The organism is Campylobacter sp. 19-13652, assembly GCF_019702925.1.
In the GTDB taxonomy this organism is placed as follows: domain Bacteria; phylum Campylobacterota; class Campylobacteria; order Campylobacterales; family Campylobacteraceae; genus Campylobacter_A.
Genome location: NZ_AP024713.1, coordinates 556695 through 568743 on the forward strand (window position 1 = coordinate 556695; position 12049 = coordinate 568743).

Sequence of the window (12049 nt, forward strand, 5' to 3'; positions counted from 1 at the left end):
AAACGCATTTAAGTTAAAATCCAAAAATTTAAATTTAATCAAAAAGGGCAAAAATGAGAAAGTATAATATCGCTGTTGTGGGTGCGACTGGTGCTGTGGGTGAGGAGATTTTTAACGTCCTAGCTGAGCTTGACTTTCCAGTGGCGGACGTGCTGCCACTAGCAAGCAGCAAAAGTGCGGGCGAGAAAATCGAATTTAAAGGCAAAAGCTACGTGGTAAAGGAGCTGACTGAGAGTAGCTTTGAGGAGGCGGATATTGACATAGCGTTTTTCTCAGCGGGCGGGTCGGTGTCGGCTAAATTTGCTCCTCTTGCTGCTCAAAGTGGCGCGGTGGTGATAGATAATACGAGCCATTTTAGGATGGACGCTGATGTGCCACTAGTCGTGCCTGAGTGCAATCCTGAGGACATAGCGATGTGGCGTGAGCGTGGCATAATCGCAAATCCAAACTGCTCGACTATCCAGATGGTGCAGCTGCTTAAGCCGCTTGATGACGCCTTTGGTATAAGGCGTGTGGATGTGGCGACGTATCAGGCGGCAAGTGGCGCGGGCAAGGAGGGTATGGAGGAGCTGGTCGTGCAGATGCAGAAGTTTTTTGAGTTTAAGCTTGACGAGTGCGAGCCAAAGGTCTTTGCTCATCAGCTGGCTTTGAATTTAATCCCGCACATTGACGTTTTTAAAGAAAATGACTATACCAAAGAAGAGATGAAAATGGTAAATGAGACTCGCAAGATCCTGCACAAAGACATCGAAGTGAGCGCAACCTGCGTGCGTGTGCCTGTGCTTCGCAGCCACAGCGAGGCTATCACCATACACTTTGAGCGTCCAGTAAGAGCAGACGAAGCCAAAGCCGTGCTAGCAAAAGCCCCAAGCGTGGTGCTATACGATGAGCCAAGCGAGAAAAAATACCCTATGCCCCTAATCTCAAGTGACACAAACGACACCTACGTGGGACGCATTAGGAGCGATAACTTTGACGAGCGTATCTTGCACCTGTTTTGTGCCGCAGATCAGATCCGCGTGGGAGCCGCGACAAATGCTGTTAGAATAGCGATAAAGTGGGCGGAAAAATACGCAGAGTAAAATAATGAAATTTAAACTAGAAGACAATATTAATGATTATATTAAAGAGATATTAGGCAAATTGGGCTTAAAAAGCGATGCTGATTATGGCGTAGAAAGCCAGATGAGCCAGTATTTAAAAGATGCTTTAAGGGGTGGTGCAAAGACAAAAAATAAAACCAACTTCGGAAAGCCTGATTTTAATATAACCAAATACAAAGCCCCAGTAATCATGGAAAATAAGCTGGGACTTAAAAGGCTAGTAAATGCTAGTAAGGGCGGCATTAAATTTGATGAAGCTAGTATTAAAAAATACGCTGTTAATGGAGCTTTGCACTATGCACGTACGATGTTAGCTAGCACAAAATATAGCGAAGTCATAGCAATAGGTTGTGCCGCTGATGATAGAGAAAATGCTAAAATGGAGATTTATTATGTGTATGGCTCTGGCGAGAGAGATTATAAAAAGCTACCTATTGATAATTTAAATTTCTTAGAAAATGAAAAAAGTTTTAATGAGTTTTATAAAGACGCAATATTAAACGAAAGCGAAAAGCATGCGATACTCATAAAAACAAAAGATGAGTTAGCTGGGTATGCCAAAAAGCTCAATAAATTAATGCAAAATCATTCCATCACCGCTCCGCAACGTGTGCTTTATGTCTCTGGTATGCTGCTTGCCATGCAAGATGTTAGAAATAGCGATGGCGCTTTAATTCAAAAGGGACTTACTCCAGATGATTTAAAGGGGCTTCAAACAGATACAAACCGAGATGGTATAAAAATAAAAAATCAAATCGAAGAGTTTTTAAAATCTAAACAAATCAAGACAAATAAAATGCAGCTCATGCTTGCTTCATTTTCTGAGATATCAAAAGACCCTTATAGGGACGAGCTAGCTAGTCCTGATGATTTGGTTGGTAAAATTATAGAAGCGAAAGCTAGCATAAACAAACAAATTTTTGTCTATATTTATGAAAATATTTTTATGCAAATAGATCGTCTTGGCGGACATCTTGATATTATGGGTGAGCTTTATAGTGAGTTTTTAAAATACGCTCTAGGCGATGGTAAGGAGCTTGGCATTGTACTTACTCCACCATATGTTACAAAAATGATGAGTGAAATTTTAAATATAGATAAAGATAGTAGGGTTATGGACTTAGCCACTGGAAGTGCAGGTTTTTTAATAAGTGCGATGGAGTTAATGATAACTGATTGCGAAGCCAAACTAGCAAAAGGCTCGGCGGATTGCATCGAAAAGATAGAGCAGATTAAAAAATCTCAGCTTCTAGGCGTGGAGCTAAATGCTGAGATGTATGCGTTAGCGGCTACAAATATGATATTGAGAGGCGATGGTTCATCGTTAATGCAAAAGGCAAATGTCTTTGATACTCCGCCAGAGCTCTATTGCGACTTTAATGCTGATAGGGTACTTTTAAATCCACCTTTTAGCCATAAAGAAAACGGCATGCCTTTTATTGAATTTGGCTTAAACCATATGCAAAAAGGTGGACTTGGTGCTATTATAATCCAAGATAGCGCAGGTAGTGGCAAAGCGGTAGCCACAAATAAAAAAATACTAGCTAAGCATACCTTGTTAGCTAGTATAAAAATGCCAACCGACCTTTTTATGCCTATGGCTGGAGTGCAGACTAGCATTTATATTTTTAAAGCCAAAGAGCCTCACGATTTTGAAGTGCCTGTTAAATTTATAGACTTTAGAAACGATGGCTTTAAGCGTACAGAAAGAAGCACGGCTGAAATAGATGAACCAGAAAAGCGCTACGCCGATATAATAAGAATTTACAAATCAGGGCTAAATGCTAGGGTGGATGCTAGTTGGGATTTATCTAGCGCTTATGTGGAGGATTTCATAGCTTGTTTTGATAGCGATAATTGTGGAGCTGATTGGAACTTTGACCAGCATAAAAAGATAGACACAAAGCCAACTTTAAGCGATTTTAAAAAGAGCGTGAGTGATTATTTGGCTTGGGAAGTGAGTCAAATTTTAAAAAAGGAAAATCCCAGTCGCAAGTCATCTGTAAGTGAGCGTATAGCTAGGTTGGAGACTGAATTTATCACTAATGGCGTGGAGTGGAGAGAGTTTGAGCTAAGCGAGCTTTTTAAGAATGAAAATGGAAATTTTGATATTCAAAAAAAGCACATTAATGGCAGAGGAGAGCTTGTTATTACATCTGGGGAGAGCGATAGGGGTGTAATGGGCAGAAGCGATGTATCTGCAAAAATAATACATAAGCCTTGTTTGAGCATTGATATGTTTGGCAATTGCTTTGCTAGAAACTACCCATTTAAAATGGTAACTCATGCCAGGGTTTTTGCTGCTGTGCCTTTTATGGATATGGGTTTTAGGGTTTTAAATTTTATTGCAACAAATCTTTCTCATTTAAATAAAATTTATGGCTATAGCAATATGGCTACATGGGATAAGATTAAAGATATAAAAATCTCCCTTCCTTGCGATAGCAAGGGCGAAATAAATTTTTGCTTTATGGAAAAATTTATTTCAGAGCTCGAGAACGAGTACCTAGAAGAGCTAGAAAGCGAACGCCTCGAAGAGCTCGAGGCGTATCTTGCCGTAACTGGCTTAAAAGACTATGAGTTAAACCAAAAAGAAAAAGATGCATTGAAGAAATTTGATGCCATTTATGACCCTGAAAATGGGGGGTTAACTCCGCCCCTTGTAGCTTAGCAGAGTTTGAGCTTAGTAAATTATTTAATTTAAGGCGTGGAACAAGGATTGTTGTATCAAGACGAATTCGTGGAAATAGACCGCTGGTTACTGCTGGATATGAAAACTGCGGCGTTGCCGAATATATTAAGAATGATGAGCAGGAAATTTTTCCCAGCAATACAATTACGATAGATATGTTTGGTAATGTTTTTTATAGAGGATATGATTTTAGTGCCGATGATAATATTTTGGTGCTGTATTCAAAGGATAATATAGGTAGATATGAGAATTTATTTTTAACTTGTTCTATTTCAAGCAGCATAAGAGACAAATATTCATACGCAAAGCAATATCGTCAAAAAAGCTTTAATTCTACAAATATTATTATTCCAAGCAAAAATAATGAGCCAGATTTTAATTTTATGCGAGATTTTATAAGCGCCACTTAAAAGCTAGTCATAAAAGATGTTGTAATATGGAGTGAAAGAAAAATTAATGCCACAAAAAGAGTTGTGGGTGCTTAGTGCTTTAAATTTAAAGTCCATTTTGTTAAAATATTGGCTTTAAATTTAAAGGAGCCAAATGCTAGAAAAACTTTTTGAACGGCTAATGTGGAGCAGTCGTGTTTTTACGATTTTGCCTGTGATTTTTGGGCTTGTGGGGGCGGCGGTACTTTTTGCTATCGCTAGCTATGACGTCTGTGCGGTCATTTTTGACGTGTATCGCTACTTTTTTGCTGACTTTCACCCAGAGAGCTTTCACTCAGATGTGGTGGGCAGTATCATCGGAGCGGTGGATTTATACCTGATGGCGCTTGTGCTTTTTATCTTTAGTTTTGGAATTTATGAGCTGTTTATTAGCGAGATTGAGGCGATGAAAAGCTCAAAGCACGCCAAAGTTTTAGAGGTGCATAGCCTAGACGAGCTAAAGGATAAGCTGGCAAAGGTGATTATAATGGTGCTGATTGTAAATTTTTTCCAGCGAGTTTTGCACGCTAGCTTTACCACGCCACTTGAGATGCTCTATCTTGCGGTGTCTATTTTAGGGCTTTGCTTGGGGCTATATTTTCTGCATAGGGGCGAGCATTAGCGGCTTTGGCTAGTGCTTTCTGACCTTAGGCCAAAATATCTAAATGTTTGAAACCTATAAAATAAAAATAATACTTTTGGGATTTTAAAAAAGAGAGATAAAAGTGGCTCCGGATGCTGGATTCGAACCAGCGACCAATCGGTTAACAGCCGACTACTCTACCGCTGAGCTAATCCGGAATGTTTTAAAAATGAGTTGTGATTATAGTAAAAAATTTATGCTTTGTCAATTAAAATAAGCTTAAATTCTAAAAAATATCCAGAAAATAAAAATTTTATGCAAAAGTATCACTTTTATTAAGCCGCTAAGCATTTTTTGGTTATACTTAAATTATGAGTTATTACGTATTTTTGATTATTGCGCCATTGATTGCGTTGCTTTTTAATGTCTACGCCTATAAAAGGCTAATATGCAAAATCGGCTTTTTGTCTAAATTTAGACTTGTATTTTTTGTGATTTTTGCCTTACTAGCTATTTTTAGTGTGGTTTTTTTACTGTCTTTGCGTGTTTTTGAAGTGTCTCTTTGGGTTTATTTGGTGGGTGCGGCTAGCTTTGGGATGAGCTTTTTTCTAGCTAGCGCGACGCTGATTTATGATATTATCATCGCCGCTTCATCGAGAGTTATCTTAAAAGAACACTCTAAATCTAGGCGTAAATTTATACGCATGATGTTTGATTTTAGCTTTTTAATTATCTCATTTGGGCTGCTTTTACGTGGGCTTTTTAGCGCACTTAAGACGCCTGCTTTGCGTGAGGTGAGCGTAAATTTAAAAGGGCTTAGCGCTCCGCTTCGGCTAGCTGTGATAAGTGATGTGCATATAGGGGAGTTTTTGGGTGATGAGTTTATGCGTGATATTGTTAGGCGCATAAATACTCAAAATGTCGACGCGGTGCTGATAGTTGGGGATTTGCTAGATATTCCCGCCTCTATTGAGCATGGACTTTTGGCTTCTCTTAGCGAGCTTAGGTCAAAGTATGGCACGTTTTACGTTACTGGCAACCACGAGTTTTACCACGGTGCTATCGAAATTATCGCTCTTTTAAAAAGCTATGGCGTCAGGGTGCTAGAAAATGAAAGCGTGAGGGTTGGTGGGATAAATTTAGCCGGTGTTCACGATATAGCTGGTGCTAGAGATGGCATGGCGCCTGATGCTAAAGCCGCACTGGCTAGTATAGATGAGACGCTGCCTACTATTATTCTAGCGCATCAGCCTAGGTTTGTGCGCGTGCTTGATGAGATGGGGCTAGCGGATAGCGTTGATCTGCTTATTTGTGGGCATACTCATGCGGGGCAAATTTTTCCATTTTCGCTTTTGGTGCTTTTACAGCAGCCTTATTTGCATGGGCTTTATAGACATAGCGACAAGACGCAGGTGTATGTCAGCTCTGGGGCCGGATTTTGGGGACCGCCTGTGCGGGTGCTTGCGCCTAGCGAGATAGTTGTATTAAATTTAAAAGGAGAGTAAATGATATTAGCACATCAAATTTCACGTGCATTTGGTAGATTTGCGGCTTGTAAGTTTCGCTTTGGCTTACAAGGCTTGATAAATAGTGCTTATGTTAGGCTTTTTGGACTTGATATGAGCGAGTTTAGAAAGCCTTCAGGATATGATAGCTTGCTTGCTTTATTTACCAGAAAGCTAGAGGTGCCGCGCGCCATAGATGATAAAAATAACGTCTTTGTAAGCCCAAGTGATGGCAAAGTGCTATTTGCTGGAGTGGGCGAGGGCGATATGGCTATGAGTGTAAAGGGGTATACTTATAGCGCGCGAGAGCTAGTTGGTGGCGAGCTACCTGGCGAGTTTAGCTACGCAAATATCTATCTAAGCCCAAAAGATTACCATCACTATCATGCGCCTTGCGATCTTAGGCTTTTAAGCGCGTCTTACATACCTGGTGCGCTTTATAGCGTGAGTGAGCGTACGCTAAGCCACAAGCCAGAGCTTTATGCGCTTAATGAGCGTGTCGTACTTCGGTGTGAGAGTGCAAGTGGTGCGTGGATATATCTTGTCTTTGTTGGGGCAATAAATGTCGCTAAAATGCGCTTTAGCTTTGATAAAACGATACAGACAAATGCAAAAAGCGGCGCACCTAGTGAGCATAAATACAAGTGCCTTTATGTCAAAAAGGGCGAGGATTTGGGCTGCTTTGAGCTTGGCTCGACTGTGGTCGTTCTAGCAGATAGTTCTAGCGTACGATTTGATGAAATCAGCGGCAAAAGTGTCAAATTTGGTGAGCGCATAGGAGAGATAATATGAGCGAGAAAGCACAAATCGTAGCTCTAAATAATGACGAGGCTAGCAAATTTGCTTCATTTGTAGAGGTGGTTGGAGAGGATGCGACTGAGCTATCCAAGCACGTTATACAGGGCGATATAGCGGGTATTTGGGAGCATTGTGAGGATTTTGAAAAGCTCAGTGAAGCAACCATAAAGACAGTGGCGCACCTAAATGAGGAGCATATAAAACGTATGGCGCAGCAGCTAAATGCAAATAATGAAAAAATGCTAAATGCCACTTTTGAGGGCGTGAAGCGCCACCATAAAAAGCAGGTTGAAAAGCTGCAAAAGCGCTATAAACAGCGCATGATTATGGCATCTTTAGCGGCTTTTATGGCTGGGCTTGCTGTGGGCTGGCTGGTGTTTAAGTTGCCTTATTACGGTTAAAATTATCTGTGGCAGGGGCTGTTTTGGCTTTTTGCTATTTAAGCCAAAAGGCAAGCCGCCTTTTAATGCGGTTTAAAATCCGCAACACTTTGATGGCTACAAATTTGAATTGACTTACTATGGTTTGTGTGGTATGTTCGTATTTTAAATTTATTGTGCATGGGATTGGTTGCTGTATTGAGCACAAAATTACTAAATTTAAAGCTTAAGCTTGAGATAGACTAAGAATACGAGTGGATAAAATTTGGGTTGCATTTAAGTAAATTATCGTATAAAGGCAGGGTTGTTTAAATTTAAATATAAGTTGCAATTGAATTAAAGGCTAGACAAATTAAATTTATCCAGCCTTTAAAGCCCAAAAAAGCTCGCAGACTATTAAAGTAGTCTCAAAAACACAAAGCTAGTCCTACATTTAGTCCAGTCCCAGCCAGCTCATACAAGCCCATAGTCAGATTAGTACAAGCCAACAGCTCACTCCAGCTTCACGTAAATCTAGCACTCGCATAAGCCCACGCCATAGCCAAGCCTACAAAAGCTTATTTATACGCCTTTATCGCTTCGTCTAGGATTTTCTCAGCCGTCTTTGCGTCGGCGAAATCTTTAACCTTCACCCACTTGCCAGGTTCTAGCATTTTATAGGTTTCAAAGAAGTTTTTAATCCTATCAAGCGTGATTTTTGGCAGATCATCTAGGCTTTTTATGTTCTCATATCTAGGGTCGATTTTGCTTACTGGCACGGCTAGGAGCTTTTCGTCCATTCCGCTTTCATCCTCCATTATAAGCACGCCTATGAGCCTGCACGGCACGACGCTGCCAGCTTGAAGCGGATACTCATTTAGCACTAGCACGTCGGCTGGGTCGCCGTCGGCGGCTAGGGTGTTTGGGATAAAGCCGTAGTTGGCTGGGTAAAACATCGCCGAATACATCACACGATCTACCACGACTGCGCCGCTTTCTTTATCGATTTCGTATTTTATGTTTGAGCCGTATGGGATTTCGATGACGGCGTTTAGTTTATCTGGGTTTTGCCCCACCTTGATTTTGCTTATATCCATTGTTTCTCCTTTAAATTTAAAATAATTTCATCTGCTGTTTTTTGCACTATTTTGTCTAGTTCGTATGCGCCCTGGTTTATTTTGTTTGTGATTTTTAGGCCTGTTAGCGGCTTTTTGTCCTTGTCTATTATATCCACCTGCGCCACGTGTTTGGCGTAGCCGCCATTTTCAAGCCCCGTGTAGTAGATTAGCCCCCTGCCTGCGCCGCTAAACTCTAGGCTTTCGCACGCTAGGCTTATGCTATTTTGGCTTTTTAGCAGGGCTTTTAGCCTAGTTTCAAGCAGCTCATCTATCTCGTTTTGGCTGCATTTTGCGCTTATTTTGTGTGATATTTGATGGCTTGCACAGCCTGCTAAAAGGAGCAAAAAAGCCATTGCTAGGGCTTTCACAAATTTGCCTTTAAGCTTTGAATTAAATTTGCTACGCCAGCTTGGATTTCATTTAATGTGCGGTCAAACTCAAGCGTGTAGTATGGGTCATCTACGTCTTTGTCGTCTAGGAGTTTTATCATCTTTTCGGTAGTGCCAAAAATGGAGCGAAACTGGCGGACGTTGTTGCTATCCATCACGACAAATAGGTCAAAGTCGCTAAGCTCGCTAGCCTGCACCTGCCTGGCTCTGTGCGTTTTGACTAGTCCGTCTAGTCCGACGCTCTTAAGCGTGGCTAGGCTGCGTGGGTCTGGGGTGTGGCCTATCTCGTCACTACTTAGGGCGGCTGAGTGTATCTCGATTTTATCCGCTAGTCCAGCCTTTGCCACTTCGTGCTTTGCCACAGCTTCAGCCACAGGTGAGCGACAGATATTTCCGTGGCAGAGAAAGATGATTTTTTTCATTTTACCCCTTTTTAAAAGGGTGATTTTACACAAAGTTTGCTTTAAATTTAATTTTGCGGGCTTGCAGCAAGACGCAAATTATTAAGCGGAGCCGCTTAAACATTTTGGTTGGCTAATTTAGCGTTTTGTGAATTTTTAGGGTATTTAAAATTTCCTAGCCCTCTTTGTTAAGCTTATTTGCAAGACTTAGACTAAAAAAGCAGGGCTAGTTTTTTATTTTTTAAGCTATGACATTGCACCAGCTGGGGGGTAGTCCAGCTGGGGGGGCAGTTTACAGGCTATCGACTAGGTTTTTTAGGTCGGCTACTATCTCATCTATCGTGCGTTCGCCGTTAATCGTGTGAAGCAGCCCCTTTTTGCTGTAAAACTCACGTATGGCAGCAAGCGGCTCTGTATAGACTTTCATCCTATTATTAAAGACCTGCTCGTTATCATCAGCCCCCCTAGCACGTCCTAGCACTCGCTCGCGTGCCACGGCTTCGCTTACATCTACTTCTACCACGCCAGCTAGGCTGATAGCCTCTTGCTTGGCAAGCACGCTGTCAAGCTCGCTCATCTGCTCTACGCTTCGTGGGTAGCCGTCGATTAGAATTTTGCTTTTATCTGAGCCGTTGATCGCTGAGATTATGGTATTTACCACGACTTCAAGCGGCACTAGGTTGCCCTTTGAGATGAAGCTATCTATTAGCTTGCCTAGCTCGCTACCGCTTGCCACTTCGGCTCTTAGTAAATCGCCAGTTGAGTAGTGTGCGTAGCTTGCGTCGTTTTGTGCGATTAGGCTCGCGTCTGTGGTCTTGCCGCTGCCTGGGGCTCCGATGATTAAAAATAGCTTTTTCATTAAATTTAACTCTCCTTTTTGCTTTCTCTTATGCGTAGTCCTAGCTCTCTAAGCTGCTCTGGGCTTACTTCGCTAGGGGCTTTTGTCATAGCACACTGGGCACGTTGGGTTTTAGGGAATGCGATGACATCACGGATACTGCTAGATTTTGTTGCTAGCATTATAAGCCTATCAAAGCCTATGGCAATGCCCCCGTGCGGCGGCGCACCAAAGCTAAGCGCGTCTAGTAAAAAGCCAAATTTTTCACGCTGCTCGGCTTCGTCTATGCCAAGTTTAGCAAAGACCTTTTGCTGTATGTCGCTTTTGTGGATACGAATAGACCCGCCGCCTAGCTCAAAGCCGTTTAGCACGACGTCGTGGGCGATGCTTGTGATCTTTTCTAGATCTGGCTCGTCGATGTTGTTTGGCATTGTAAATGGATGGTGCATTGCTGAGTAGCTGCCGTCGTCGTTTTGCTCAAACATAGGAAAATCAAGCACCCATAAAAATTTCATCGCATTTTCATCGATGATACCCATCTGCTCGGCTAGATAAGCTCTAAACCGCCCCATATAATCAAGCACGACTTTTTTCTTGCCAGCTCCGAAAAATACGACATCGCCCACTTTTAGCTCGCAGCGGGCAATAATCTCATCAAGGTCGCTTGGCTCAAAAAATTTCTCAAGTGGCCCTTTTAAGCCCTCTTCTTTGACTTGCAAAAACGCAAGCCCTTGTGCGCCAAATTTACGCACATATTCTTCAAAGCTTTTCATCTGACGCTTGCTAAAAATATTATCCCCATTTGGCACTTTTAGGGCTTTTACTCGGTTGCGTTTATCCTTTGCGATCGAGCTAAAAATTTCATTATTGCTTCGCTCAAAAATATCATCAACGTCAATCATCGCTAAATCATAACGCAAATCAGGCTTGTCAGAGCCGTATTTTTCAGTCGCTTCAGCGTAGCTCATTCTAGGAAACGGCGTGGCTATGTCATATCCGCAAGCAGCAAAGACCTCTTTTAGCATACTCTCCGCCATATTTATAATGTCTTCTTGCGTTACAAAGCTCATTTCAACGTCGATTTGGGTAAATTCAGGCTGGCGGTCAGCACGCAGATCTTCATCCCTAAAGCACTTTGCTATTTGAAAATACTTATCAAAACCAGCACACATAAAAAGCTGTTTAAAAAGCTGTGGGCTTTGCGGTAGGGCGTAAAACTGCCCTGGATAAATTCGGCTTGGCACGAGATAGTCTCTCGCTCCTTCTGGCGTGGCCTTGGTTAAAACAGGCGTTTCAAATTCAATAAAGCCCATTTTATCAAGTGCGTTTCTAGCAGCTATGGCTGCTTTGGAACGGAGCATAAAAATTCGCTGCAAACGCTCGTTGCGTAGGTCTAAAAAGCGGTATTTTAGCCGCACATCTTCGCCCACGCTCTCATCACCTATCATAAACGGCAGCGCCGCACTTTCATTCTCCACTACTAGCTCATCGACGACGACTTCTATCTCGCCTGTTTTTAGCCTTGGATTTGCTAACCCAGCTCCACGAGCACGGACTTTGCCCTTTACTCTTAGGACGTATTCGTCCCTTACGTGGCTTGCTATTTCGTGGGCTTGCTTGCTATCTGCTGGGTCACAGACGAGTTGGATTAGCCCTGTGCGATCTCTTAGGTCAAAGAATATAACACCACCGTGATCTCGGTAGGTATTTACCCAGCCTGCTAGTTCGACGGTCTTACCGATGTCGTCTTTGCAAAGCTCGGCGCAATAATGACTTCGCATTTTTATTCCTTTTATAGTGAAAATTAGCGCGCATTTTACTAAATTTATGCTTTT

Annotated in this window: 12 protein-coding genes and 1 tRNA gene; 7 read left to right on the forward strand and 6 right to left on the reverse strand. The window is 42.1% G+C overall.

Annotated elements, in window-relative coordinates; translation table 11 throughout:
* Positions 1-53: 53 nt before the first annotated feature.
* From LBC_RS02645 to LBC_RS02660, 4 genes are all read left to right on the forward strand, one after another.
* Complete coding sequence (locus tag LBC_RS02645; RefSeq protein ID WP_221254569.1) at positions 54-1082, forward strand: aspartate-semialdehyde dehydrogenase; 1029 nt, start codon at positions 54-56, stop codon at positions 1080-1082.
* A gap of 1 nt (position 1083) precedes the next feature.
* On the forward strand, positions 1084-3774 hold the full coding sequence (locus LBC_RS02650) for an N-6 DNA methylase (protein ID WP_221254931.1): 2691 nt from the start codon (positions 1084-1086) through the stop codon (positions 3772-3774).
* A gap of 47 nt (positions 3775-3821) precedes the next feature.
* The gene (locus tag LBC_RS02655; protein WP_260173455.1) at positions 3822-4205 is read left to right on the forward strand and encodes a restriction endonuclease subunit S; all 384 of its coding nucleotides are present in this window, start codon (positions 3822-3824) and stop codon (positions 4203-4205) included.
* 133 nt (positions 4206-4338) lie between these two features.
* Entirely contained in the window at positions 4339-4845 is a 507-nt protein-coding gene (locus tag LBC_RS02660) for a YqhA family protein (RefSeq protein WP_221254570.1), read from the forward strand.
* 104 nt (positions 4846-4949) lie between these two features.
* Here the strand turns inward: LBC_RS02660 and LBC_RS02665 are convergent.
* Positions 4950-5024, reverse strand: a tRNA-Asn gene (locus LBC_RS02665).
* 153 nt (positions 5025-5177) lie between these two features.
* Here LBC_RS02665 and LBC_RS02670 point away from each other — a divergent pair.
* From LBC_RS02670 to LBC_RS02680, 3 genes are read left to right on the forward strand one after another with little or no spacing between them, the layout of a single operon-like run.
* Positions 5178-6311: a metallophosphoesterase gene (locus LBC_RS02670; RefSeq protein WP_221254571.1), complete on the forward strand. Its 1134-nt coding sequence runs from the start codon at positions 5178-5180 to the stop codon at positions 6309-6311.
* The gene (locus LBC_RS02675; RefSeq protein ID WP_221254572.1) at positions 6312-7103 is read left to right on the forward strand and encodes a phosphatidylserine decarboxylase; all 792 of its coding nucleotides are present in this window, start codon (positions 6312-6314) and stop codon (positions 7101-7103) included.
* The gene (locus tag LBC_RS02680; protein ID WP_221254573.1) at positions 7100-7510 is read left to right on the forward strand and encodes a hypothetical protein; all 411 of its coding nucleotides are present in this window, start codon (positions 7100-7102) and stop codon (positions 7508-7510) included. Before LBC_RS02675 ends, LBC_RS02680 begins: the two co-directional genes overlap by 4 nt.
* A 536-nt stretch (positions 7511-8046) precedes the next feature.
* Here the strand turns inward: LBC_RS02680 and ppa are convergent.
* From ppa to aspS, 5 genes are all read right to left on the reverse strand, one after another.
* The gene (ppa, locus tag LBC_RS02685) at positions 8047-8565 is read right to left on the reverse strand and encodes an inorganic diphosphatase (RefSeq protein ID WP_221254574.1); all 519 of its coding nucleotides are present in this window, start codon (positions 8563-8565) and stop codon (positions 8047-8049) included.
* Positions 8556-8954 carry a hypothetical protein gene (locus tag LBC_RS02690; protein WP_221254575.1) on the reverse strand — a complete coding sequence of 133 codons (399 nt, stop codon included), beginning with the start codon at positions 8952-8954 and terminating at the stop codon, positions 8556-8558. The genes ppa and LBC_RS02690 overlap by 10 nt, the downstream gene beginning before the upstream one ends.
* A complete protein-coding gene (locus LBC_RS02695) occupies positions 8951-9397 on the reverse strand; it encodes a low molecular weight protein-tyrosine-phosphatase (RefSeq protein ID WP_221254576.1) in 447 nt (148 codons plus the stop codon). Before LBC_RS02695 ends, LBC_RS02690 begins: the two co-directional genes overlap by 4 nt.
* Before the next feature lie 271 nt (positions 9398-9668).
* Positions 9669-10235 carry an adenylate kinase gene (locus LBC_RS02700; RefSeq protein WP_221254577.1) on the reverse strand — a complete coding sequence of 189 codons (567 nt, stop codon included), beginning with the start codon at positions 10233-10235 and terminating at the stop codon, positions 9669-9671.
* Between the two features lie 5 nt (positions 10236-10240).
* Positions 10241-11995 carry an aspartate--tRNA ligase gene (gene aspS / locus LBC_RS02705; RefSeq protein WP_221254578.1) on the reverse strand — a complete coding sequence of 585 codons (1755 nt, stop codon included), beginning with the start codon at positions 11993-11995 and terminating at the stop codon, positions 10241-10243.
* Between the last annotated feature and the right edge of the window lie 54 nt (positions 11996-12049).